The organism is Citrobacter sp. RHBSTW-01013, from assembly GCF_013781985.1.
GTDB classification, from domain to species: domain Bacteria; phylum Pseudomonadota; class Gammaproteobacteria; order Enterobacterales; family Enterobacteriaceae; genus Citrobacter; species Citrobacter braakii.
Map to the genome: position 1 here is coordinate 2,249,506 of NZ_CP056185.1, position 24,566 is coordinate 2,274,071.

At 52.3% G+C, this 24,566-nt stretch carries 29 protein-coding genes; 16 read left to right on the forward strand and 13 right to left on the reverse strand.

Features of this window, described 5'->3' with window-relative positions; genetic code table 11:
- Positions 1–2 precede the first annotated feature (2 nt).
- Entirely contained in the window at positions 3–749 is a 747-nt protein-coding gene (gene cutC, locus HV350_RS10895) for a copper homeostasis protein CutC (RefSeq protein ID WP_103928317.1), read from the forward strand.
- A gap of 167 nt (positions 750–916) precedes the next feature.
- Here cutC and cmoB read toward each other — a convergent pair whose 3' ends face one another.
- From cmoB to HV350_RS10920, 5 genes are read right to left on the reverse strand one after another with little or no spacing between them, the layout of a single operon-like run.
- Complete coding sequence (cmoB, locus tag HV350_RS10900; RefSeq protein ID WP_016153420.1) at positions 917–1,885, reverse strand: tRNA 5-methoxyuridine(34)/uridine 5-oxyacetic acid(34) synthase CmoB; 969 nt, start codon at positions 1,883–1,885, stop codon at positions 917–919.
- Positions 1,882–2,625, reverse strand: coding sequence for a carboxy-S-adenosyl-L-methionine synthase CmoA (gene cmoA / locus HV350_RS10905; RefSeq protein ID WP_016153419.1), 744 nt, complete (start codon positions 2,623–2,625; stop codon positions 1,882–1,884). The genes cmoB and cmoA overlap by 4 nt, the downstream gene beginning before the upstream one ends.
- A 40-nt stretch (positions 2,626–2,665) precedes the next feature.
- The gene (locus tag HV350_RS10910; RefSeq protein WP_016153418.1) at positions 2,666–3,061 is read right to left on the reverse strand and encodes an MAPEG family protein; all 396 of its coding nucleotides are present in this window, start codon (positions 3,059–3,061) and stop codon (positions 2,666–2,668) included.
- 52 nt (positions 3,062–3,113) lie between these two features.
- The gene (locus tag HV350_RS10915) at positions 3,114–3,932 is read right to left on the reverse strand and encodes a DUF72 domain-containing protein (protein WP_181630474.1); all 819 of its coding nucleotides are present in this window, start codon (positions 3,930–3,932) and stop codon (positions 3,114–3,116) included.
- Positions 3,929–4,495, reverse strand: coding sequence for a hydrolase (locus HV350_RS10920; protein ID WP_181500321.1), 567 nt, complete (start codon positions 4,493–4,495; stop codon positions 3,929–3,931). Before HV350_RS10920 ends, HV350_RS10915 begins: the two co-directional genes overlap by 4 nt.
- Positions 4,496–4,759: 264 nt before the next feature.
- Between HV350_RS10920 and aspS the strand changes: the two genes are divergently transcribed.
- The 6 genes from aspS to ruvB all read left to right on the forward strand — a co-directional run bounded on the left by aspS (position 4,760) and on the right by ruvB (position 10,016).
- Complete coding sequence (gene aspS, locus HV350_RS10925; protein WP_181630475.1) at positions 4,760–6,532, forward strand: aspartate--tRNA ligase; 1,773 nt, start codon at positions 4,760–4,762, stop codon at positions 6,530–6,532.
- Position 6,533: 1 nt separating this feature from the next.
- Positions 6,534–6,977, forward strand: coding sequence for a dihydroneopterin triphosphate diphosphatase (gene nudB / locus HV350_RS10930; RefSeq protein WP_016153414.1), 444 nt, complete (start codon positions 6,534–6,536; stop codon positions 6,975–6,977).
- A gap of 28 nt (positions 6,978–7,005) precedes the next feature.
- Positions 7,006–7,749, forward strand: a complete 744-nt coding sequence (locus tag HV350_RS10935) for a YebC/PmpR family DNA-binding transcriptional regulator (protein ID WP_016153413.1) — start codon at positions 7,006–7,008, stop codon at positions 7,747–7,749.
- Positions 7,750–7,783: 34 nt separating this feature from the next.
- Positions 7,784–8,305, forward strand: a complete 522-nt coding sequence (gene ruvC / locus HV350_RS10940; RefSeq protein WP_003034867.1) for a crossover junction endodeoxyribonuclease RuvC — start codon at positions 7,784–7,786, stop codon at positions 8,303–8,305.
- Between the two features lie 80 nt (positions 8,306–8,385).
- Complete coding sequence (gene ruvA / locus HV350_RS10945; RefSeq protein ID WP_016153412.1) at positions 8,386–8,997, forward strand: Holliday junction branch migration protein RuvA; 612 nt, start codon at positions 8,386–8,388, stop codon at positions 8,995–8,997.
- Between the two features lie 8 nt (positions 8,998–9,005).
- Positions 9,006–10,016 (forward strand): Holliday junction branch migration DNA helicase RuvB, encoded by a 1,011-nt coding sequence (ruvB, locus tag HV350_RS10950; RefSeq protein WP_016153411.1) that lies wholly within the window; start codon positions 9,006–9,008, stop codon positions 10,014–10,016.
- Between the two features lie 74 nt (positions 10,017–10,090).
- Here the strand turns inward: ruvB and purB are convergent, their stop codons facing one another.
- Genes purB through rluE form a run of 5 tightly spaced genes read right to left on the reverse strand, consistent with a single transcriptional unit; the run spans position 10,091 to position 14,399 of the window.
- Entirely contained in the window at positions 10,091–11,461 is a 1,371-nt protein-coding gene (gene purB / locus HV350_RS10955) for an adenylosuccinate lyase (protein ID WP_181630477.1), read from the reverse strand.
- A gap of 3 nt (positions 11,462–11,464) precedes the next feature.
- Positions 11,465–12,106: a high frequency lysogenization protein HflD gene (gene hflD / locus HV350_RS10960; RefSeq protein WP_016153409.1), complete on the reverse strand. Its 642-nt coding sequence runs from the start codon at positions 12,104–12,106 to the stop codon at positions 11,465–11,467.
- 34 nt (positions 12,107–12,140) lie between these two features.
- Complete coding sequence (mnmA, locus tag HV350_RS10965; protein WP_003832402.1) at positions 12,141–13,247, reverse strand: tRNA 2-thiouridine(34) synthase MnmA; 1,107 nt, start codon at positions 13,245–13,247, stop codon at positions 12,141–12,143.
- 53 nt (positions 13,248–13,300) lie between these two features.
- A complete protein-coding gene (locus HV350_RS10970; RefSeq protein ID WP_016153407.1) occupies positions 13,301–13,762 on the reverse strand; it encodes an NUDIX hydrolase in 462 nt (153 codons plus the stop codon).
- Positions 13,763–13,775: 13 nt separating this feature from the next.
- The gene (gene rluE, locus HV350_RS10975; RefSeq protein WP_181630479.1) at positions 13,776–14,399 is read right to left on the reverse strand and encodes a 23S rRNA pseudouridine(2457) synthase RluE; all 624 of its coding nucleotides are present in this window, start codon (positions 14,397–14,399) and stop codon (positions 13,776–13,778) included.
- Positions 14,400–14,601: 202 nt separating this feature from the next.
- Between rluE and icd the strand changes: the two genes are divergently transcribed.
- Together icd and tnpA are read left to right on the forward strand one after the other, a co-directional pair.
- Positions 14,602–15,852, forward strand: coding sequence for an NADP-dependent isocitrate dehydrogenase (gene icd, locus HV350_RS10980; RefSeq protein WP_003841892.1), 1,251 nt, complete (start codon positions 14,602–14,604; stop codon positions 15,850–15,852).
- A gap of 194 nt (positions 15,853–16,046) precedes the next feature.
- Entirely contained in the window at positions 16,047–16,505 is a 459-nt protein-coding gene (gene tnpA / locus HV350_RS10985) for an IS200/IS605 family transposase (RefSeq protein ID WP_181628790.1), read from the forward strand.
- A gap of 107 nt (positions 16,506–16,612) precedes the next feature.
- Here the strand turns inward: tnpA and HV350_RS10990 are convergent, their stop codons facing one another.
- Positions 16,613–17,986: an MFS transporter gene (locus tag HV350_RS10990; protein ID WP_016153405.1), complete on the reverse strand. Its 1,374-nt coding sequence runs from the start codon at positions 17,984–17,986 to the stop codon at positions 16,613–16,615.
- 174 nt (positions 17,987–18,160) lie between these two features.
- Between HV350_RS10990 and kdgR the strand changes: the two genes are divergently transcribed.
- Complete coding sequence (kdgR, locus tag HV350_RS10995; protein WP_003833778.1) at positions 18,161–18,952, forward strand: DNA-binding transcriptional regulator KdgR; 792 nt, start codon at positions 18,161–18,163, stop codon at positions 18,950–18,952.
- 112 nt (positions 18,953–19,064) lie between these two features.
- On the opposite strand, the gene HV350_RS11000 is transcribed toward kdgR, so the two are convergent.
- Positions 19,065–19,304 (reverse strand): YobH family protein, encoded by a 240-nt coding sequence (locus tag HV350_RS11000; protein ID WP_016153403.1) that lies wholly within the window; start codon positions 19,302–19,304, stop codon positions 19,065–19,067.
- A gap of 164 nt (positions 19,305–19,468) precedes the next feature.
- Here HV350_RS11000 and mgrB point away from each other — a divergent pair, with 164 nt between their 5' ends.
- The 6 genes from mgrB (at position 19,469) to rlmA (ending at position 23,811) form a co-directional block, all read left to right on the forward strand.
- Complete coding sequence (mgrB, locus tag HV350_RS11005) at positions 19,469–19,612, forward strand: PhoP/PhoQ regulator MgrB (protein ID WP_016153402.1); 144 nt, start codon at positions 19,469–19,471, stop codon at positions 19,610–19,612.
- Positions 19,613–19,686: 74 nt separating this feature from the next.
- Complete coding sequence (locus HV350_RS11010; protein WP_047358298.1) at positions 19,687–19,971, forward strand: YebO family protein; 285 nt, start codon at positions 19,687–19,689, stop codon at positions 19,969–19,971.
- 636 nt (positions 19,972–20,607) lie between these two features.
- Positions 20,608–20,751 (forward strand): DUF2627 domain-containing protein, encoded by a 144-nt coding sequence (locus HV350_RS11015; RefSeq protein ID WP_006684179.1) that lies wholly within the window; start codon positions 20,608–20,610, stop codon positions 20,749–20,751.
- A gap of 12 nt (positions 20,752–20,763) precedes the next feature.
- Positions 20,764–20,973: a transcription antiterminator/RNA stability regulator CspE gene (cspE, locus tag HV350_RS11020; protein ID WP_001062678.1), complete on the forward strand. Its 210-nt coding sequence runs from the start codon at positions 20,764–20,766 to the stop codon at positions 20,971–20,973.
- Positions 20,974–21,192: 219 nt separating this feature from the next.
- Positions 21,193–22,938, forward strand: coding sequence for a peptidoglycan glycosyltransferase FtsI (ftsI, locus tag HV350_RS11025; RefSeq protein WP_016153400.1), 1,746 nt, complete (start codon positions 21,193–21,195; stop codon positions 22,936–22,938).
- A gap of 63 nt (positions 22,939–23,001) precedes the next feature.
- Positions 23,002–23,811 (forward strand): 23S rRNA (guanine(745)-N(1))-methyltransferase, encoded by an 810-nt coding sequence (gene rlmA, locus HV350_RS11030; RefSeq protein ID WP_181630481.1) that lies wholly within the window; start codon positions 23,002–23,004, stop codon positions 23,809–23,811.
- On the opposite strand, the gene mntP is transcribed toward rlmA, so the two are convergent.
- The gene (mntP, locus tag HV350_RS11035; protein WP_016153398.1) at positions 23,808–24,374 is read right to left on the reverse strand and encodes a manganese efflux pump MntP; all 567 of its coding nucleotides are present in this window, start codon (positions 24,372–24,374) and stop codon (positions 23,808–23,810) included. The genes rlmA and mntP overlap by 4 nt on opposite strands.
- Positions 24,375–24,566 lie beyond the last annotated feature (192 nt).

Consider the following 24,566-nt stretch of genomic DNA (forward strand, 5'->3'; position numbering starts at 1 on the left):
GTATGGCATTACTGGAAATCTGCTGTTACAGCATGGAGTGCGCGCGCACGGCGCAGCAAAACGGCGCGGATCGCATTGAGCTTTGCTCGGCGCCCAAAGAGGGGGGCTTAACGCCGTCCCTGGGCGTCTTGCGTTCGGTTCGCCAGCATATCTCGATTCCGGTCAATCCCATTATTCGCCCGCGTGGGGGCGACTTTTGTTACACCGACGGTGAATTCTCTGCAATGCTGAATGATATTGCGATGGTAAGAGATCTGGGGTTCTCAGGGTTGGTAACCGGCATTTTAGATGCAGACGGTAATGTCGATATGCCGCGCATGGAGAAAATAATGATCGCGGCGGGACCGCTGCACGTCACTTTTCATCGGGCCTTTGACATGTGCGTTAACCCACTCAATGCGCTAAAAAAATTAGCTGATTTGGGCATCGCCAGAGTGCTGACTTCCGGGCAAAAATCAGATGCGGCGCAAGGTTTAACAAAAATTATGGAACTTATTGCGCAGGGGGATGCTCCAATCATTATGGCCGGAGCGGGGGTTCGCGCCTCGAATTTGTCCCTGTTCCTTGATGCTGGAGTGCAGGAAGTCCACAGTTCTGCCGGAGTATGGCTGGCTTCTCCCATGCGTTATCGCAATTCGGGGTTGTCGATGTCTTCGGATGCACAGGCGGATGAGTATTCACGCTATGCAGTAGACGGGGCGGCGGTTGCGGAAATGAAAGCAATCATTGCACACCACCAGGCCAGCTGATTTTTACCGTTGCATCATGTCGCCCAATATGATGCTTGCTCGTACCAGGCCCCTGCAATTTCAACAGGGGCCTTTTTTTATCCTGCATATTTCAAGCCGCAACGGAGCTGTCTGCCTTGCTGCAAGTTGAACTATTTTGCAGAAAGAGTGCTATCTGGCAAAAGTAACTACGGCTTACGTGCAATCAATACCGCGCGTAATGGGGCCGGGTAGCCTTCCACCGTTTTGCTGTGATCGTTCGGGTCGAGGAAGTCGGCCAGTGATTCGGTTATCATCCACTCGGTGCGGCGCTGCTCTTCGGTGGTGGTGACGCAGACATCAGCGATGCGCACATCAACAAACCCACATTTTTCCAGCCAGTTTTTTAACGCCAGCGCAGAAGGAATAAAGTAAACGTTACGCATCTGCGCGTAGCGATCGCCCGGTACCAGTACGGTATTTTCATCACCTTCGACGACCAGCGTTTCCAGTACCAGTTCGCCATCTTTCACCAACTGATCCTTCAACTGCCACAGGTGTTCCAGCGGTGAACGGCGGTGATAAAGCACTCCCATGGAGAATACGGTATCAAAGGCGTTGAGCGCCGGAAGCTGCTCAATACCCAGCGGCAGCAGGTGAGCGCGCTGGTCATTGCCCAGCAGTTTACGTACTGCCTCAAACTGGCACAGAAACAGCTGGGTAGGATCGATGCCAACCGCCAGATGCGCCCCCGCGCCAATCATGCGCCACATGTGATATCCACTCCCGCAGCCGACATCAAGAATGGTGCGCCCGGTGAGGTCAGACAAGTGCGGCAGAACGCGATCCCATTTCCAGTCCGAGCGCCACTCGGTATCTATATTGACGCCGTACAACGAGTACGGCCCTTTACGCCATGGCATCAGGTTACGCATCAGGGTGTCGATACGTTTGAGCTGACCGTCGCTGAGCGGCTCATCGCTTTCGGCGGTAACGCTATGCAGTAAGTCCAGGCGATGCGGCGTTAGCTCGGGCAGAAACTCGACCGCATTTGACCACTGCTTAAACAAGCCGTGCTGATCGCGCTGCCAGGTCGCGATTTGCGCCGGGAGCGTTTCCAGCCAATGGGAAAGGTGATTTTTGGCAATCAGTTGATAAAAGTTACCAAAGTCGATCATGCGCTAACCTCAGCTTTCAGTGCCACCAGAGAACCAAAGTTAAAGCACTGGAACCACAATTCGCTGTGTTCAAAGCCCGCCTGATGCAGTCTCGCTTTGTGCGTTTCGACCGAGTCGGTCAGCATCACGTTCTCCAGCATGCTGCGCTTTTGGCTGATTTCCAGCTCGCTATAGCCATTTGCCCGTTTGAAATCGTGGTGCATGTTGAACAGCAGCTCGCCAACGTTAGCGTCTTCGAAACTGAATTTTTCAGACAGCACCAGCGCGCCGCCGGGGTTCAGCCCCTGATAAATCTTATCCAACAATGCCTGGCGCTCAGGTGGCTCAAGGAATTGCAGGGTAAAATTCAGCACCACCATCGAGGCGTTTTCGATAGTAATGTTGCGAATATCGCCTTCGACAACGTCAACCGGTGTCGGCGCTTTATAGGCGTCAATATGACGGCGGCAGCGCTCAACCATGGCCGGGGAGTTATCAACGGCAATAATTTTGCAATTCTCGTGATGAATATTGCGACGCACCGAGAGCGTCGCCGCGCCCAGAGAACAGCCCAGATCGTAGACCTGTGTGTTGGGTTGTACGAAACGTTCGGCCAACATCCCAATCATGGAAATGATATTGGAATAGCCAGGAACGGATCGCTGGATCATATCCGGGAAGACTTCAGCTACCCGTTCATCAAAGGTCCAGTCACCCAGACTGGCGATAGGCGCAGAAAAAAGCGTGTCGCGGTGAGACATAACGTAAAAATCCGGGAAAAATAAAGTGGCGTATTGTGCGCTAATGCAGGGAGAAAACCAACTCCCAGGGCATATACCAAAGATTCGCCAGCACCATTAGCAACAGCGAACACCAGGTCGCGCTCATGCCTGAACGGCGCCAGCGGAAAAGCCGGTGGTGAAATCCGTAATAATGCATCAGTCGTCCGGCAATCAAAATCAGCCCGCAAATATGCACCATCCACGTTTCAGCGCCGTTCATTTCCATAAATAACAGCAGCACCAATGCGACGGGAATATATTCCACCGCATTACCGTGAATGCGGATAGCGCTTTGTAGTTCGCTAAAACCTCCGTCACCATATGCAACGCGGTATTGCATGCGCAGGCGAACGACGTCAAAGGAGAACTTAATTAACAATAACGCACCCAATACGGCATAAAGCGCGCTTACCATACAAACTCCCTTTTAAAATGGCTGATGGCATTGACTATGATAGGTGGCATTTTCAGAAAAGAGAAGATTGCTGTGGAATAGACGGAGCTGATCCGATCTCTGGCAGGGCGCTGCGTAAATTTGCCCATAGCGTATCGACAAGCTCCGGGGCCTGCGCGATATCCGGGGTATGTAAAAACAGATACGGCGTTGTGGTTTGTTGCCATTGCGACAGCTTGGTCAGCCAGACGGCAAAAAGCGCGCTGTTTTGTGCCATATTATCGCTGCCGATAAAGCGTACCATCGGATGGTTTGCCGTCACCACCGCATGCACCGGAACCTTTGGCTTCTTGCGCTGGGCGTCACGTATCGCTTCAGTATGTGGTATTGCGGCATGTACTGGTCGACTGTCCAGAATCACCCGATTTACCCCGCGCTCATGTAGGCCTCGATTGAATAGCTGCTCTGTTTCGCCTTTGGCAAAGAAGTCCGGATGGCGAACTTCCACACCGTAGGTAAAGGATTTGGGGAGCGCATCGAGAAACTGCCACAAGGCAGGCAGGTCGAGCGGGCCAAAACTTGCGGGTAATTGCAGCCAGTATTGTCCAATGCGTGATTCAAGTGGCGACATGCGCGTGAAAAACTCTTGTACCAGGTCATCGCAATTACGCAGCGCGGCCTGATGCGAAATGGTAGCCGGAAACTTAAAACAAAATCGAAACGCATCGGTAGTCTGCGCATGCCAGCGGGCCACAATGTCGGCTTTTGGCAGCGCGTACAGCGTGGTATTGCCCTCCACACAGTTAAAGTGGCGGGCATACTCTTCAAGGCTGGTGATCCCCAGACGCACCCATTTGGGATGCGCCCACTGGGGTAAACCGATATAAATCATAGCGCTTGCAGGATCTCGTCCACGCTGCGTACGCGTGCGATACGCGGGAAAATATGCGTCATGCTGCCCTGATGTTGCTCAGCGCTGGCGGCACTACAGGCGTTTTCTGCAACGATCAGATTAAAACCCAGCTCCCACGCATTTCGCGCCGTTGACTCCACGCCAATATTTGTGGAAATGCCGCACAGGACGATGGTCTCGATGCCCCGACGACGCAGTTGTAATTCCAGATCGGTGCCGTAGAAAGCTCCCCACTGGCGTTTGGTCACTTCGAGGTCGCTGGCGCATTTACCCAGAGCGCTCGGGTAATTCCACCAGTTTTCGGGTAACGCTTTGGCCGGAGCGTGAGCATCAACTGGCTGTTTCAGCGCTTCGGCATAATCGGCAGACCAGCCGACGCGCACCATTACCACCGGGGAACCGTGGGCACGGAATTTTTCCGCCAACTGCGCGGCGCGGGCAACCACGTCGTTTGCCGAGTATGGGCCGCCAGCGAAAGGCAGGATACCTTCCTGTAGATCAATAACAACAAGAGCGGTTGTTTTTGCGTTCAGTTCCAGCATGATCACTCCAGTAAAAAAAGAATTCCGTTACACCTTAATCGCGAATCAGTGTGAAAGGGACGACAATTTTTGTTATTTTTTGTGAGATTACGCAATGCCCGTCCAGGAAACAGGCGTACAGTCAGTACCGGACTTATCGTGCGGCAGAATTTCCAGTATAATAGCCGCCTTTTTTCATTCAGTTGTGACATTCAGCTAAAGCTGCGACTTCGTCACCTGCGAGACAGGTGACAATCCGCCTGCGGCAAAGTTAAGGGATATCTCATGCGTACAGAATATTGCGGACAGCTACGTCTGTCCCACGAGGGGCAGCAGGTGACTCTGTGTGGTTGGGTCAACCGTCGTCGTGATCTTGGTAGCCTGATCTTTATCGATATGCGCGACCGCGAAGGTATCGTGCAGGTATTTTTCGATCCGGACCGTGCGGATGCGTTAAAGCTGGCCTCCGAACTGCGTAATGAGTTCTGTATCCAGGTTACGGGCACCGTGCGTGCGCGTGACGCGAAAAACGTCAACGCCGATATGGCGACTGGCGAAATTGAAGTGCTGGCCTCCGATCTGACCATCATCAACCGTTCAGACTCGCTGCCGCTGGACTCTAACCATGTAAACACCGAAGAAGCGCGACTGAAGTATCGCTACCTGGATCTGCGTCGCCCTGAAATGTCGCAGCGCCTGAAAACGCGTGCCAAAATTACCAGCCTGGTGCGTCGTTTTATGGACGATCACGGCTTCCTCGACATCGAAACTCCGATGCTGACCAAAGCTACGCCGGAAGGCGCGCGCGATTACCTGGTTCCTTCTCGTGTTCATAAAGGTAAGTTCTACGCGCTGCCGCAGTCTCCTCAGCTGTTTAAACAGCTGCTGATGATGTCCGGTTTTGACCGCTACTATCAGATCGTAAAATGCTTCCGTGATGAAGACTTACGTGCTGACCGTCAGCCTGAATTTACTCAGATCGACGTTGAGACTTCCTTCATGACCGCGCCGCAGGTGCGTGAAGTGATGGAAGCGCTGGTGCGTAACCTGTGGCTGGAAGTTAAAGGTGTGGATCTGGGTGATTTCCCGATCATGACCTTTGCCGAAGCCGAGCGTCGTTACGGTTCTGATAAACCAGACCTGCGTAACCCGATGGAACTGGTTGACGTTGCCGATCTGGTGAAAGGCGTTGAGTTCGCCGTGTTCTCTGGTCCGGCGAACGATGCGAAAGGCCGCGTGGCTGCCCTGCGTGTACCGGGCGGTGCGAGCTTAAGCCGTAAGCAGATCGACGATTACGGCAACTTTATTAAGATTTACGGCGCGAAAGGTCTGGCTTACATCAAAGTCACCGAGCGTGCGAAAGGCCTGGAAGGCATCACCAGCCCGGTTGCTAAGTTCCTGAACGCAGAAATCGTAGATGCGATTCTGGAGCGTACCGGTGCGCAAGACGGCGACATGATTTTCTTCGGTGCCGACAACAAGAAAGTGGTGGCCGACGCGATGGGCGCGCTGCGTCTGAAACTGGGCAAAGACCTGAACATTACCGACGAAGCCAAATGGGCGCCGCTGTGGGTTATCGACTTCCCGATGTTTGAAGACGATGGTGAAGGCGGGCTGACCGCGATGCACCACCCGTTCACCGCGCCAAAAGACATGACTGCCGCTGAGCTGAAAGCTGCGCCGGAAGACGCGGTTGCCAACGCTTACGATATGGTCATCAACGGCTATGAAGTGGGCGGTGGTTCCGTGCGTATTCACAACGGTGATATGCAGCAGACCGTATTCGGCATTCTGGGCATTAACGAGCAAGAACAGCGCGAGAAGTTCGGCTTCCTGCTGGATGCGCTTAAATACGGTACACCGCCGCATGCGGGCCTGGCGTTTGGTCTGGATCGTCTGACTATGCTGCTGACCGGTACTGACAACATTCGTGACGTTATTGCCTTCCCGAAAACCACGGCTGCAGCATGTCTGATGACTGAAGCACCAAGCTTTGCCAATGAAGCCGCGCTGGCGGAACTGAGCATTCAGGTTGTTAAGAAGGCCGAGAATAACTGATATGAGATACAAACAGCCTGTCTCGGTGTTAGTCGTGATTTATGCAAAGGACACCGGGAGAGTGCTGATGTTACAGCGACGCGACGATCCTGATTTCTGGCAGTCGGTCACCGGCAGCCTTGAAGAGGGTGAAACCGCGTCGCAAGCCGCGATGCGCGAAGTAAAGGAAGAGGTCGCCATTGATGTTGCGACTGAGCAACTGACCTTAATTGACTGTCAGCGCACGGTGGAATTTGAGATTTTTAGCCATTTACGTCATCGCTATGCGCCGGGAATTGAGCGTAATACTGAATCCTGGTTTTGCCTGGCACTTCCCTCTGAACGAGAGATCGTGTTCACCGAACATCTGACCTACCGTTGGGTTAATGCGCACGAAGCCGCGCAGTTAACCAAGTCGTGGAGTAACCGGCAGGCGATTGAAGAGTTTGTAATTAACGTCGCCTGAGAAGGCGCGCTTTTTGGAGAGATTATTTATGGCAGGTCATAGTAAATGGGCCAACACCAGACATCGTAAAGCAGCGCAGGATGCTAAACGCGGTAAAATTTTCACCAAAATCATTCGTGAGCTGGTGACGGCAGCCAAACTGGGCGGCGGCGATCCGGATGCTAACCCACGTCTGCGCGCCGCAGTTGATAAAGCGCTGGCAAATAACATGACCCGTGACACCCTGAACCGTGCAATCGCGCGTGGTGTTGGTGGCGACGATGATGCGAACATGGAAACCATCATCTATGAAGGTTACGGTCCTGGCGGAACAGCCGTTATGATTGAGTGTCTGTCTGACAACCGTAACCGTACCGTTGCGGAAGTGCGTCACGCATTCACTAAAACGGGCGGCAACCTCGGTACCGACGGTTCCGTAGCTTACCTGTTCAGCAAAAAAGGCGTGATCTCTTTTGAACAAGGCGACGAAGACGCCATTATGGAAGCGGCACTGGAAGCGGGCGCTGAAGACGTTGTGACCTTCGACGACGGCGCGATTGACGTTTACACCGCGTGGGAAGAGATGGGCAAAGTGCGTGATGCGCTGGAAGCGGCAGGTCTGAAAGCGGACGCGGCTGAAGTGTCTATGATCCCCTCCACCAAAGCGGATATGGATGCAGAAACGGCGCCGAAGCTGATGCGTCTGATCGATATGCTGGAAGACTGCGATGACGTGCAGGAAGTTTACCACAACGGCGAAATCTCCGATGAGGTTGCTGCAACGCTCGAATGATGTGGTTAAGCCATAAACTAACAGGAGATGCGTGATGTCTATCATTCTCGGCATTGACCCGGGGTCGCGCATCACCGGTTATGGCGTAATCCGTCAGGTCGGCAGACAGCTGACCTACCTCGGTAGCGGCTGCATTCGCACCAAAGTCGACGATCTTCCATCACGTCTGAAGTTGATTTATGCGGGCGTGACGGAAATCATCACCCAGTTCCAGCCCGACTATTTTGCCATTGAGCAGGTCTTTATGGCGAAGAATGCCGACTCGGCGCTAAAGCTGGGGCAGGCGCGCGGCGTGGCAATCGTTGCGGCTACCAATCAGGATCTTCCGGTCTTTGAATACGCGGCCCGCCAGGTAAAACAGACCGTGGTGGGTATCGGCAGCGCGGAAAAAAGCCAGGTTCAGCATATGGTACGCACGCTGCTAAAACTCCCGGCAAATCCGCAGGCGGATGCCGCGGATGCGCTGGCGATTGCTATTACCCATTGCCACGTCAGCCAGAACGCCATGCAAATGAGCGAGTCGCGGCTGAATCTGGCGCGAGGTCGGTTACGTTAGTGACAAATGAGGCTGGATATCTATCCAGCCTTTTTTTATGATAGCGCATTACCTTTTAGCCCTTAACGCAGGAGCGTCACGTGATAGGCAGACTCAGAGGCATCATTCTTGAAAAACAACCCCCGTTGGTCCTTCTGGAAACCGGCGGAGTAGGCTATGAAGTCCATATGCCGATGACCTGTTTCTACGAGTTGCCGGAAGCCGGGCAGGAAGCGATTATCTTCACCCATTTTGTGGTGCGTGAAGACGCTCAACTGCTATATGGTTTTAACAACAAACAAGAACGCACGCTGTTTAAAGAGTTAATCAAAACCAATGGCGTCGGGCCGAAGCTGGCGCTGGCGATCCTCTCCGGTATGTCTGCACAGCAGTTCGTTAATGCCGTTGAGCGCGAAGAGCTTGGCGCGCTGGTGAAATTACCGGGTATAGGTAAGAAAACCGCAGAGCGCTTAATTGTGGAAATGAAAGACCGCTTTAAAGGCCTGCATGGCGATCTCTTCACGCCTGCGGCGGATCTGGTCCTGACCTCTCCGGCCAGTCCTGCAACGGATGACGCCGAGCAGGAAGCGGTTGCTGCGCTGGTGGCGTTAGGCTATAAACCACAGGAAGCCAGCCGCATGGTGAGCAAAATTGCTCGCCCTGATGCCAGCAGTGAAACCCTGATTCGTGAAGCGCTTCGCGCGGCATTGTGAGGTAAAGGATGATTGAAGCAGATCGCCTGATTTCGGCTGTCAGCACGACCCCTGAAGATCTGGTGGATCGCGCGATCCGCCCCAAATTGCTGGAAGAGTATATTGGCCAGCCTCAGGTGCGTTCGCAAATGGAGATTTTTATCCAGGCGGCGAAGCTGCGCGGTGAAGCCCTCGATCACCTGCTGATTTTCGGTCCTCCAGGTCTCGGTAAAACCACGCTTGCCAATATTGTTGCCAATGAAATGGGCGTTAATCTGCGCACCACTTCCGGTCCGGTACTGGAAAAAGCGGGCGATCTGGCGGCAATGCTCACCAACCTTGAACCGCACGATGTGCTGTTTATCGATGAAATCCATCGCCTGTCACCGGTGGTGGAAGAGGTGCTGTATCCGGCGATGGAAGATTATCAGCTGGATATCATGATTGGCGAAGGACCAGCCGCACGTTCGATTAAGATCGATCTGCCGCCGTTTACCCTGATCGGGGCGACGACGCGCGCCGGTTCGTTAACGTCTCCGCTGCGTGACCGCTTCGGTATTGTACAGCGCCTGGAATTCTATCAGGTGGCAGACCTGCAGCACATTGTTGGACGCAGCGCCCGCTTTATGGGACTGGAAATGAGCGATGAAGGCGCATTGGAAGTGGCACGCCGCGCCCGTGGTACGCCGCGTATCGCCAACCGTTTATTACGCCGGGTACGCGACTTCTCCGAAGTGAAGCATGACGGCACAATTTCAGCAGATATCGCCGCTCAGGCACTGGATATGCTCAATGTGGATGCGGAAGGATTCGATTATATGGACCGTAAGCTGCTGCTGGCGGTTATCGATAAGTTCTTCGGTGGACCGGTAGGACTGGATAACCTGGCGGCGGCGATTGGGGAAGAGCGTGAAACCATTGAGGACGTGCTGGAGCCGTATCTGATTCAGCAAGGTTTTCTGCAGCGAACTCCGCGCGGACGTATGGCAACGGTGCGGGCGTGGAACCACTTTGGCATTACACCGCCGGAAATGCCATAAGACTCAATAATCCCTGATGGCGCTACGCCTGGCAGGCCTACGATATGATGCAGGCCTGACAGGCGTAAAACAGATTACTTCAGTTCATCAACCATGGTGACGGCGCGACCAATGTAATTGGCCGGCGTCATTGCTTTCAGGCGCGTTTTCTCGTCTTCAGGCAGCGCCAGAACGTCGATAAACTGCTTCATACCTTCGGCGTCAACGCGTTTGCCGCGGGTCAGCTCCTTCAGCTTCTCATATGGTTTTTCAATGCCATAGCGACGCATCACGGTTTGGATCGGCTCTGCCAGCACTTCCCAGTTATGATCCAGTTCATCCAGCAGATGATCGCGGTTCACTTCCAGTTTGCTCACACCTTTCAGCGTGGACTGATAAGCGATCAGCGCATAGCCAATCCCCACGCCCAGGTTACGCAGAACGGTAGAGTCCGTCAGATCTCGCTGCCAGCGGGAGACCGGCAGTTTGCTCGCCAGATGCTGTAGAACCGCGTTAGACAGGCCCAGGTTACCCTCGGAGTTTTCGAAATCGATTGGGTTCACCTTGTGCGGCATGGTGGAGGAACCAATTTCACCCGCGATGGTTTTCTGTTTGAAATGGTTCAGCGCCACGTAACCCCAGACATCGCGGTCGAAGTCGATCAGGATAGTGTTGAAACGGGCGATGCAATCAAACAGCTCGGCAATGTAGTCGTGCGGCTCAATCTGCGTGGTGTACGGGTTCCACTGGATGCCCAGCGAGGTGACAAATTCTTCGCTGAACTGATGCCAGTCCACTTCCGGATAAGCGGCGATGTGGGCGTTATAGTTACCGACTGCACCGTTGATTTTGCCGAGAATTTCGACCTGATTGAGCTGGCGGTACTGACGCTCCATACGGTAAGCCACGTTAGCCATTTCTTTGCCCAGCGTAGACGGGGTGGCTGGCTGACCGTGGGTACGGGAGAGCAGAGGAATATCGCGATACTGTACGGACAAATCTTTCACCGCGTCGATAAGCTTGCGCCAGTACGGCAGAACAACTTCGTCACGGGCGGTTTTCAGCATCAGCGCGTGAGACAGGTTGTTGATGTCTTCTGAGGTACACGCGAAGTGGATGAACTCGGAAACAGCGTGCAGTTCCGGGATATCTGCCACTTTCTCTTTCAGGAAATACTCAACTGCCTTCACGTCATGGTTGGTCGTACGCTCAATGGTTTTGATACGCGCAGCATCTTCTTCATTGAAGTTAGCGACAATCGCATCAAGGAAACCGATTGCGTCGGCAGCAAAAGCAGGAACTTCCTTGATCGCTGCGTGCGCGGCCAGTTTTTGCAGCCAGCGTACTTCAACTTGTACACGGAATTTCAGCAAACCGTATTCGCTGAAAATCCCGCGCAGCGCGCTGACTTTATCGCCGTAGCGTCCATCGACAGGGGAAACGGCGGTCAGTGAGGATAATTCCATAGATCACAACTCCGGGGTTAAATGAGCAAGAATTTGTTTAGCCTGAGTCGTCAGGCGATTACGAGAAAACATGAGTTGCAGACGGCCTCCACCAACCTGATGCCAGAGCACGGCAGCGCGAATGCCAGCCAGCAGGGAAGCGCGTACTTTAGCCTGAACCTGTGGGCTCTGAAGGATGGCCGGGGAGCCCGTAACCTGAATACGTGGGCCGAGTGGGCTGATGACGTCAACATAAATGCCTGCCATCGCACTCATCAACGTTTCTGACTGCAAATCAAAATGGTCCAGTTGGCGCTGCAAGCCGTTGATGCGGTCTCCCAGCGTGTCCATAGCGCCTTTAGCGGCTGACAGCTTACGCTCCAGCACCATCAGGCTTAACGTGTAGCGGGTGAGTTCCGCGTTCAGCCCCTGACGACTGCTGGCGTTGAGCACGCCGAGCATCGTTTCCAGACCTAAACGCAGGTTGGCCTCGCTACCGCCAAACACGCCCAGCGTAGAGCTGGGATTCATGTCGATGACACTGTTCAGTGAAACGTGTAATGCATCGGCATCACAATGCCCCTGGTGCGCCAGTTCCTGCACCAGGCGTGCCGACTGACAAATGCCTGCCAGAGCGAGGGTGATGTCATAATAATTCTTTGCCACGTTCACTGCTTCCTTGTATTAGATGTGTAAGTAATTATACCGGCAGAGGCAATCGTTGTTCGATAATGCCGCCGCCGAGGCACACTTCGCCATTGTAAAAGACAGCCGACTGACCCGGCGTTACCGCCGCGACTGGCTCGTCGAAAATGACTTCAATACGCTCAGCATCCAGCGCCTTAACGGTGCACGGAATGTCGGTCTGACGATAGCGGGTTTTCACTGTGCAGCGCATTGTGCCGGTGAACGGTTCGCGATCGACCCAGTGCAGCTGTTGCGCCACCAGGCCAACGGACATCAGACGCGGGTGTTCATGACCCTGAGCAACAACCAGAATGTTGTTCTCGACGTCTTTATCCACCACGTACCACGGATCTTCCGTGCCTTCTTTCGTCCCGCCAATGCCCAGACCTTTACGCTGACCCAGCGTGTGGTACATCAGCCCCTGATGTTGGCCAATCTCTTCGCCATCAACGGTGATGATTTTGCCAGGCTGAGCGGGCAGGTAACGACCGAGAAACTCGCGGAACTTACGTTCGCCGATGAAGCAGATACCGGTTGAGTCTTTTTTCTTGGCTGTAATCAGACCGAGATCTTCGGCAATTTTACGCACCTGCGGTTTTTCCAGTTCGCCTACCGGGAACAGGCTTTGCGCGATTTGTTCATGACCGAGCGTGTAGAGGAAATAGCTCTGGTCTTTATTGCCATCGAGTCCACGCAGCAGGCGGCTTTTGCCGTCGACGTCGGCGCGGCGCACATAGTGACCGGTGGCGATATAATCGGCACCTAAATCTTCGGCGGCAAACTCGAGGAAGGCTTTAAACTTGATTTCTTTATTGCACAGAATATCGGGGTTTGGCGTACGGCCCGCTTTGTACTCTTCAAGGAACAGTTCAAAGACGTTGTCCCAGTATTCTGCAGCAAAGTTGACGGTATGCAGTTCAATGCCGAGTTTGTCACAGACAGCCTGCGCATCTGCAAGATCGGCGGCCGCTGTGCAATATTCCTCGCCATCGTCCTCTTCCCAGTTCTTCATGAACAGGCCTTCGACCTGATAACCCTGTTGTTGCAACAGCCAGGCAGAAACGGAGGAATCGACACCGCCGGACATGCCGACGATCACTTTTTTTGGGCTTTCAGACATAGGAATACTCACGACATTGAACTTCAAGGCGGCATATTCTAGCACGCAGCCCCTTACTTGACACCCTCTGTAAACGGCCAGTTAAATTCGCCGATCATCGCCAGCGGGTAGCGCTGTCCGCTCTGGTAGCAACGAATACTCTCCGCAACCAACGGCGAACGCAGATTTGGCGCTGAGAGAACCTCTTCTGCGCTGACCCAGCGACAGCAATCTATATCGCTGTCATGAGGTTCAGTAGCGCACATATTGGCAAGCTCGATAGAAAACAGAAAACGTAAAAAGGGCGTTTTGTCCGGCGCAATCCATTGATGCATCCGGATGAAGTGTTGCGGCTGCGCTTTGATGCCCGTTTCTTCCCACAGTTCGCGAGCGGCGGCTTGCACCAGGGTTTCATCCGCTTCCAGATGTCCTGCAGGTTGATTCCACAGGGCTTTGCCATTGATTGTTTCCTCAACGACTAAGAACTTATCTTCTGCATGCACAATGCAGGCGACCGTGACGTGCGGTTTGAACATACCTGTTCCTTATTCAGTTAGTTGCATCCCGCCATTGACCGTTGGCGAGATTTTCCAGCGTGTAATCTCCCATGGCATAGCGGATGAGGCGCAGCGTCGGGAATCCAATATGCGCTGTCATACGACGAACCTGGCGGTTACGGCCTTCATATAAAGTAACTTTCAGCCAACGGGTGGGGATATTTTTCCGTTCCCGAATAGGCGGGTTTCTCGGCCACAGCCAGGTGGGTTCCTCTACTATTTCAATACCTGCGGGTAGCGTGGGACCATCATTGAGCGTCACCCCGGTACGCAGCGCATCCAGCGCTTCTGCTGTCGGCTCGCCTTCGACCTGGACGTAATAGATTTTCCCCGTGCGCTTGCCAGGTTGCGTTAACCGCGCCTGCAGCGCGCCGTCATTGGTCAGCACCAAAAGTCCTTCGCTATCCCGGTCGAGTCGGCCCGCAGCATAGATTCCCGGCACGGGAATAAAATCTTTTAACGTGCTTCTGCCCGCCTCGTCAGTAAATTGTGGCAAAACATCGTAGGGTTTATTGAACAAAACCACGCGTTTTGGCTGGTTTTCTTTACGCTGTTTGGTGACTTGTCGTGAGCTGAATCGCTCAACCCGGTGATTTCTAAAAGAAGTTTTTTGCATGGTATTTTCAGATTATATCAATTGCCGCATTATAGCCTAAGAACGAGTGTCTTTCATGGCGACGAACATTAGGGTAGTATTGACATGCTCATTACAAAACATTAACAAAAAATTGCTCTAACGCATTCGTGCAGCAGGACGCAAACGCACATGCAGCGCGATGACAGACGAGCAGAACCAGAAGCGCTCGAAGGAGAGGTGAATGGAAAGCAAAGTAGTTGTTCCGGCGGAAGGTAAGAAGATCACCCTGCAAAACGGCAAACTCAACGTTCCTGAAAATCCGATTATCCCGTTCATTGAAGGCGACGGTATCGGCGTTGATGTAACCCCACCGATGATCAAAGTTGTCGATGCTGCTGTCGAGAAAGCCTATAAAGGCGAGCGTAAAATCTCCTGGATGGAAATCTACACCGGCGAGAAATCCACTCAGGTTTATGGCCAGGACGTCTGGCTGCCTGCTGAAACCCTTGATCTGATTCGTGAATATCGTGTTGCCATCAAAGGCCCACTGACCACCCCAGTTGGCGGCGGTATTCGCTCTCTGAACGTTGCCCTGCGTCAGGAACTTGACCTGTATGTCTGCCTGCGCCCGGTGCGTTATTACCAGGGCACGCCTAGCCCGGTTAAGCACCCTGAACTGACCGACATGGTCATCTTCCGTGAAAACTCCGAAGATATCTACGCAGGTATCGAATGGAAAGCGGACTCTGCAGATGCCGAGAAAGTGATTAAATTCCTGCGCGAAGAGATGGGCGTGAAGAAAATCCGCTTCCCGGAGCATTGCGGTATTGGTATCAAACCGTGTTCTGAAGAAGGGACTAAACGTCTGGTTCGTGCGGCGATCGAATACGCCATCGCTAACGATCGTGATTCTGTTACCCTGGTACACAAAGGTAACATCATGAAATTCACCGAAGGCGCGTTCAAAGACTGGGGCTACCAGTTAGCGCGTGAAGAATTCGGTGGTGAACTGATCGACGGCGGTCCGTGGGTGAAAATCAAGAACCCGAAAACCGGTAAAGAGATCGTGGTTAAGGATGTTATAGCCGATGCGTTCCTGCAACAGATCCTGCTGCGTCCGGCTGAATATGATGTGATTGCCTGTATGAACCTGAACGGCGACTACATCTCCGATGCGCTGGCCGCACAGGTTGGTGGTATTGGTATCGCGCCGGGCGCGAACATTGGTGACGAATGTGCGCTGTTCGAAGCAACCCACGGTACTGCACCGAAGTATGCAGGTCAGGATAAAGTGAACCCAGGTTCCATTATTCTGTCCGCTGAAATGATGCTGCGCCACATGGGTTGGACCGAAGCGGCTGATTTAATTGTTAAAGGTATGGAAGGCGCGATCAACGCCAAGACCGTAACCTACGATTTCGAACGTCTGATGGATGGCGCTAAGCTGCTGAAGTGTTCTGAGTTTGGTGACGCAATCATCGAAAACATGTAATCCAGATACTGGGTTGTGTGAAAACGGGAACCGAGAGGTTCCCGTTTTTTTGTGCACAGAAAACCCCCAGCTAGGCTGGGGGTTCCGGAAAGCTTTCAGCTTTGGGCCAGTTATTAAAACCCCTTTTGATTTGTTAAAACACATTGCGGTCTGGCAACTGCAAATGTTTAACAAGAAATCAAAAGGGGGTCCCAATGGGGGACGAAAAGAGCTTAGCGCACACCCGATGGAACTGTAAATATCACATAGTTTTTGCGCCCAAATACCGAAGACAAGCATTCTACGGTGAGAAACGCAGGGCGATAGGCAGCATCTTAAGAAAGCTGTGTGAGTGGAAAAACGTGCGGATCCTGGAAGCGGAATGCTGTGTAGATCATATTCATATGCTTGTGGAAATCCCACCCAAAATGAGCGTATCCGGCTTTATGGGGTATCTGAAAGGGAAAAGCAGTCTGATGCTGTATGAACAGTTTGGGGATATGAAATTCAAGTACAGGAATAGAGAGTTCTGGTGCCGGGGATACTACGTAGATACGGTGGGTAAGAACACGGTGAAGATACAGGAATACATAAAGCACCAGCTTGCAGAAGATAAAATGGGTGAGCAGTTATCGATCCCTTATGCGGTTAGCCCGTTTACGGGCCGTAAGTAACGAAGTCTGATGCAAATGTCAGATCGTATGCGCCTGTTAGGGCGCGGCTGGTAACAGAGCCTTATAGGCGCATCCGAAAAACCTCCGGCTATGCCGGAGGATATTTATTATGCCTGAACTCGCGGTTGCGTAATGCGTAATCCACTCACAATTGCTGCCAGCGAGGCCAGAATGCCTGCGGCTATCAGCGAGACGTGCGTTCCACTGTCGCCAAACTGGTTTAGCATCAGCGCGACCAGCGCGGCCCCGGTACTCTGACCCAGCAAGCGCGCCGTCCCCAGCATACCGCTCGCCCCACCGCTGCGTTCACGAGGCGCGGAGGTGATGATGGTGTGATTATTTGGGGACTGGAACAAGCCAAAGCCTGCGCCGCACAGAATCATCGGCCAGATGATATTAAAATCGGAGGGGGAAACGGGCAGCAGCACCAGCGAAAACAACCCGCTGGCCATCAACGCCATGCCCAGTGCGCCCAACAGCCCGGCGTGAACGCGTTCAATCAGATATCCCGCCAGCGGCGCCATCACCATGGTTGCCAGCGGCCATGGCGTCAACAGCAGGCCTGTTTCGACCTCGCTGCGTCCGAGCACCGTTTGCATAAAGAAGGGCAGGGAAACCAATGCCAGCATTTGTGCGCAGAATGAACATATCGAGGTACAAATCGAGAGTGAAAACAGTGGAATGCGTAACAGGTCAACCGGCAGTAACGGCACCTCCAGCGCGAGCTGGCGTCGGATAAAGAAAAAACCCACCACCATAAGCGCCACAAGCTCGGCACCAATCAGTTTTAGCGACTGTCCTTGTGCAAAGCCGCTGAGCGCCGTAATTAACAAGCCAAACGTTAAGGCATTCATTACCGCACTGGGCAGGTCAAAGCGTGGTTTAGTGCCGCGGGACGCATTGGCTGGCAAAAAACGCATCGCCAGCAACAGGGCAACTATTCCCAGCGGGACGTTAATCAGAAACAGCCATTTCCAGGAGGCAATAGAAAGAATTGCTGCGGCAATGGTCGGACCCGCAGCCGAGGAGACTGCGACGATAAAAGAGTTAATCCCCATCCCCCGCCCAAGCTGACGCTGGGGATAAATAAGTCGGATCAATGCCGTATTCACGCTCATTAGCGCCGCACCGCCAAAACCCTGGGCGACGCGAGCCAGCGTCAGCATGTGCAACGAATCTGACAAGGCACAAAATAGCGATGCAAGCAGGAACACGACCAGGCCACACTTATAAATGCGCCGGTAACCGAACATATCGCCTAAAAAAGAGAGGGACAGGAGCGAAACGACGATCGCGATTTGATAGGCGTTCACAATCCAGATTGAGCTGGCAGGTGAGGCCTGAAGATCGGCGGCGATAGTTGGCAGGGCCACGTTCGCTATTGCACCGTCGAGTACTGCCATAGAAATGCCAATAACAATGGTTAAAATTGCGCCATATCGCTGGGGCAATGGCAGACCATCGGCCTGAATTTTTTCCATAGAAAGTCGATATTTGTGGAATTTATGATGAGAGTAATAATTTTAGCATTGATATTCAGGTGTTAGGTCGCAGATTTGTAACTAAGTGAGCAAAGAGCGATTGCGAGGGTTGGTACGTGAAATTATAATAAAAACCGGTTCTGATTTTTATAAAACACTCGAAAGGGGTGATAAATGGCAATCGCAGATCTGGATAAGCAACCCGATTCTGTATCTTCCGTGCTGAAAGTTTTTGGCATTCTGCAGGCGCTGGGTGAAGAGCGCGAAATTGGTATTACCGAGTTGTCGCAACGCGTCATGATGTCGAAAAGCACCGTTTATCGTTTTTTGCAGACCATGAAAACGCTGGGTTATGTGGCACAGGAAGGGGAGTCTGAGAAATACTCACTGACCCTGAAATTATTCGAGCTGGGCGCGCGCGCGTTGCAAAACGTCGATCTTATCCGTAGCGCTGACATTCAGATGCGCGAACTTTCGCGCCTGACCAAAGAGACTGTACACCTCGGTGCGCTGGATGAAGACAGCATCGTCTACATTCACAAAATCGACTCTATGTACAATCTGCGCATGTATTCCCGCGTTGGTCGTCGTAATCCGCTGTACAGTACGGCTATCGGTAAAGTTCTGCTGGCATGGCGTGACCGCGATGAAGTGAAGCAGATTCTGGATGGCATTGAGTACAAACGCAGCACCGATCGTACCATTACGAATACTGATGAATTACTGGTACTCTTGGATAAAGTACGTGAGCAGGGTTACGGCGAAGATAACGAAGAACAGGAAGAAGGCCTGCGCTGCATCGGCGTACCGGTGTTTGACCGTTTCGGCGTGGTTATTGCGGGGTTGAGTATTTCATTCCCAACGCTGCGTTTCTCAGAAGAGCGTTTACACGAGTATGTGGCAATGCTGCATACGGCAGCGCGCAAGATTTCAGAACAAATGGGCTATAACGACTATCCGTTCTAATCTGACGTAATCGCGAATGTTAAAAACCCCAGGTATTTTGTACCTGGGGTTTTTTATGAACAGTCATAACGTTACCTGGCGTAAATAACGTATCGAATGTAATGTTGCATTATTAGCCGTTATCGATAATGACCGTGCTTTTCCTTAACAGGGGACAATCCGACAGGCCAATGATACCGCTACTGGTGTGGACGTACTGTGCCGTGCTGGTTCCACGGGCAGTCAGATATTGGCATTGCAGACCCAGACCGGCAGCATTCTCCTTACTTCCAATCAAAATCCCATAGCCGCTCAATAATAAACCGATCCAAACCAGAGCTAACAACACAATAGCGCGGATAATCAGACGCATTACAACCTCTTATCTTTTCTCATTGTTATTAGATTAGCCTGTACACGGTATGAAACAAGTCAATCATTCCTAAAAAGATTGAATGCCTATACAGTTAACGCTGGGTTTAGGTAACGCATGATAATTTATAGACATAAGATGTGGAGTTGAAGAGTGGAGCTGGAGTGAAAAAAATTCGCTGGGTAGTGCTGATTGTTGTTGTACTGGTATGCATACTGATGTGGGCGCAGGTGTTCAACATCATGTGCGATCAGGACGTACAATTTTTCAGCGGTATTTGTGCCTTCAATAAATTTATTCCCTGGTAAGCGCATTTTCGCAACAGTTGATTACCTTCTTGTGCGGCAGTGGTAAACTACGCTGTCTACATTGAGGTGGTAAAATGAACGAAGTTTTGAATTCTGGCGCGTTGAGTTTTGCGCCTTTAGCGGTATCGGTGGTGGTTCTGATTGTTGGGCTTGTTCTTTGGTTTTTTATCAATCGGGCAAGTTCGCGTACTAACGAGCAGATTGAGCTGCTTGAGGCATTGTTAGATCAGCAAAAAAGACAGAATGCTTTGTTACGTCGCCTTTGCGAAGCTAACGAACCCGAGAAAGCGGCAGAGCCTACTGCACTGCCCATTAAGGATGAAGACGATGACATCATCCGCCTGGTAGCTGAGCGGTAAAAAAGGTATGGCAGGATGAGGAAAGGCTGTTGTTGTTCTCAGTTGCTTCATCCTGTCGTCAGCGCGTCAGATTATTTTCTTCTGTCCCCGTCGTGTAATTGGCGGCCGGGCAGTCATCTATTCTCAGTATTTTCAGATGCTCCGACTAATTAATATCTTATCCCCAGTCTGATATAAATATAATCTTCCATACGTAAAAAATATGATTATGTCATTTTTGTGATAACGATCGTTTTATTAACAGCGAAACGTTTCTCTTACTTTTTTTGTGCCTTGTCATCATTCTTTCATTATTTTGGTGCAAAACCAGAAGGCGGATCTCATTTTTACGCTTGTGACATTTTATGCATTACTAAGCATAAAAAATGATATCTGGCAGAACCCGTAACAGATAACCTGGAACAACTGAAGCTATTGAGCTATGGTAGAAATATCCCGGCTATGGCGCAAGTCAGGCGGGGATAGGGGAGAGAGGCGAGAATATAATTCTACTCGACCTGGCGCATAACTGTGCAGTTGCTGTTTGATGGACGACGGGATTTGTGCGACCGATCGAGACACGTTTAAAAATGGCTTGCCATTATTAACGTTGTATGTGATAACACGTTTTGGGTTAAACGAGGTACAGTTCTGTTTATGTGTGGCATTTTCAGTAAAGAAGTCCTGAGTAAACACGTTGACGTTGAATACCGCTTCTCTGCCGAACCTTATATTAGTGCCTCAAGCAGTAATGTCTCAGTTTTATCTATGTTATGCCCGCGGGCGAAGAAAATACTCTAAGGAATTTTGCAAATGGCAAAGATTAAAGGTCAAGTTAAGTGGTTCAACGAGTCTAAAGGTTTTGGTTTCATTACTCCGGCTGATGGCAGCAAAGACGTGTTCGTACACTTCTCCGCTATCCAGGGTAACGGCTTCAAAACTCTGGCTGAAGGCCAGAACGTTGAGTTCGAAATTCAGGACGGCCAGAAAGGTCCGGCTGCTGTTAACGTAACAGCTATCTGATCGACACCACTGATTTGAAGCGCTTTTGCGCATCCATCTCAGATATAAAGCCTCGCTTATGCGGGGCTTTTTAATTCAAATTACGTCAAAATATTACTGAATGCCCATCCATTAGCGCTTTGTTGCAAAGGCGTGAGGTTCGTAGCATAGTTTTCCCCGCTTTCTTGCGGCATTTCCCGTTAAATCAGACACCTGAAAAACTATCTTGTTGGAGATCGGGTGAAAAAGAAAAACGACGGCGATGCGCGCAATTTTACTCCCGTACGTTTTGCCCTGCTTTGTGTGGCAATATTATTGAGCCTTGGATTGCTGCTGGGGCGGGTTGCGTGGTTGCAAATTGTCACGCCGACGAATCTGGTAAAACAGGAAGACATGCGTTCCTTACGCGAGGTGTCCATCGCTTCGCCACGCGGAATGATAACCGACAGAGAAGGGCGACCGCTGGCGGTAAGCGTTCCGGTTAACGCCGTCTGGGCCGATCCGAAGACGATTATCAGCAAGGGTGGCGTTGGCTATAACGAACGTTGGCAGGCGTTAGCGAAGACGCTGCATATTTCTCTCAGCACGCTGGCTGAACGCGTTAACAGCAATCCAGCCGGGAGGTTTATCTATCTGGCGCGCCAGATCTCTCCTCAGCAGGCAGAATGGGTCGATAAACTGGATCTGCCGGGAATCAACCTGCGTGAAGAGTCCCGCCGCTTTTATCCCGCCGGACATGTTGCGGCCAATCTGATTGGTTTCACCAACATTGACGGTCAGGGGATTGAAGGGCTGGAGAAAAGCTTCAATAGCCAGTTGATGGGCAAACCCGGCTCCCGCCTGGTACGGAAAGACAAATTTGGCCATGTCATCGAAAATATCACGGAAGTGATGCCGGTGCCTGCGCATGAATTACAGCTCAGCATTGATGAGCGCTTGCAGACGGTTACTGAAGACGCGCTGGACAATGCCGTGACATGGAATAAAGCGGAATCAGGGGCCGCAGTGCTGGTCAACATTGCCACCGGCGAAATACTCTCCATGGCAAGCTTTCCCGATTTCAATCCCAATAACCGTGATGGCGCGGTACTGGATGATTTTCGTAATCGTGCAATTAGCGATACCTTTGAACCCGGTTCAACCGTAAAACCACTGGTGATTATGACCGCTCTGCAGCAGGGGATAGTACAGCCTGACAGCGTGATTGATACTCATCCTTTTATTGTTGATGGGCATCGCATCCGCGACGTCGGATTTTACCCGGAGCTATCGCTGACCGGGATTTTGCAGAAATCGAGCGATACCGGCGTGTCACACCTTTCGCTGGCGATGCCGGTACAGAAATTACTGAATACCTATAAAAGCTTTGGCTTTGGCGATCCAACCGGACTGGGTTTAACCGGGGAAAGTCGCGGATTAATGCCTCAACGCCGCTACTGGAGCGATCTGGACCGGGCAACCTTCGCATTTGGTTATGGATTAATGGTGACGCCGCTCCAGCTGGCGCATGTATATGCCACCATCGGCAGTTTTGGTATCTATCGACCCCTTTCTATTACGCGTATCGATCCGCCGGTAATAGGTACGCGGGTGATGCCGGAGGCGTTGGTTCACCAGGTTGAACATATGATGGAAAGCGTCGCGCTACCCGGCGGCGGGGGAACCAAGGCCGCGGTCAGAGATTATCGCGTCGCGGTTAAGACCGGAACGGCAAAGAAAATTGGCGATGACGGCAAATATGTCGATAAATATGTGGCCTATACGGCGGGCGTTGCGCCAGCGAGCGACCCAAAGTTCGCGCTGGTTGTGGTTATAAATAACCCGCAAAACGGTGCTTATTATGGGGGGGCAGTCTCCGCGCCGGTATTCAGCCAGATAATGGGCGATGTCCTGCGTCTGGAAAACGTTAAGCCGGACGGTATGCCTCCTGGCTCCGATCATCTGCTGGTAATGCACGGCAGCAACGTATCCTCGCCGTCGCTGTAAGTTATTTTCCCAGGGCGCAATTCGCGTTACACTTGCGCCCTTAAGTCACCTGCCGGAGTTGTCATGTCGTTTTCCTGTCCTCTTTGCCACCAGCCTCTTACTCAAGCGAATAACAGTTTTGTCTGCCCTGGGCGGCACCAGTTTGACGTGGCGAAAGAAGGGTATGTCAACTTACTGCCGGTTCAGCACAAACGGTCGCGCGATCCGGGTGATAGCGCGGAGATGATGCAGGCGCGCCGGGCATTTCTCGATGCCGGACACTATCAGCCGCTGCGCGAAGCAATTGTGGATGCGCTCACCCAGAGGTTGAGTTCAGAAGATGCGGCGATCCTGGATATTGGCTGTGGGGAAGGGTATTACACCCATGCCTTTGCCGATGCGCTGACGGGCTGTACAACCTTTGGTCTTGACGTTTCTAAAGTGGCGATTAAGGCCGCAGCCCGACGTTATCCGCAGGTGACCTTTTGCGTTGCCTCCAGCCATCGCCTGCCGTTTGCCGACGAGTCAATGGATGCCATCATCCGGATCTATGCGCCCTGTAAAGCGCCGGAGCTGGCTCGCGTGGTCAAACCGGGTGGCTGGGTTATTACCGCCACGCCGGGTCCGCGTCATTTAATGGAGCTGAAAGGGCTGATTTATGATGAGGTGCGTTTGCATGCGCCACACACTGAGCAACTGGACGGTTTTGTTCTGCAAGAGAGTCTTGCGCTGGGGTATCAGATGCAGCTCAAAGGTAGCGAGGCCGTTGCGTTACTGCAAATGACGCCGTTCGCCTGGCGGGCAAAGTCGGAAGTGTGGGAAACGTTAGCCGGAAAAACGACGTTTGACTGCCAGACAGACTTTAGTATTCATATCTGGCAGCGCCTGAATTAACCGTGGAAGTGTGCCCAGAGGATCTGGGCGCCAATACCTATCAGTACCACCCCGCCCAAAATTTCAGCTCGCTTGCCCAGCATCGGGCCAATGAAACGACCGATCATCATGCCGAGCGTAGACATAATCAACGTGGCGCAGCCGATGGCCAGCGCTGTGGCAATAATGTTGACCTGCAGGAAAGCCAGACCCACCCCGACGGCCATTGCGTCGAGACTGGTTGCAATGGCGGTGGTGACCAGCAGCCAGAAGCCATGGCGGCGCTGTGGCTCTTCATCTTCATCCCCGTCGTCGCGAAAGCCTTCTATTATCATTCGTCCGCCTAAAAAGATCAGCAGAATGAAGGCGATCCAATGGTTCCACTCCAGTACAAATTTGCTGGCGAGCATACCCATGCCCCAGCCAATGAGCGGCGTAAGCGTTTCAACGGCGCCGAAAATAAGGCCGGTGCGCAGTGCTTCAGAAAATTTGGGTTTATGCAGGGTGGCGCCTTTGCCAATTGATGCAGCGAAAGCATCCATCGACATGCCGAAAGCAAGAAGAACAGTAGCGGTGAGATTCATAACAGCGTCCTGACCGGGGTATCCATAACACACATCACTGCCCCCAGTAACCATGCATACAGGCTGGAATCACTGTAAATACAGCGCCATTCAGGTATGCATTGCAGTTGATGTGCCTATGGTCTCGCCTGACTGAACCTGTAAGATCAGTCCGTACGCGCCACGTTTTTCAACGAGTATGTTGACACGTAC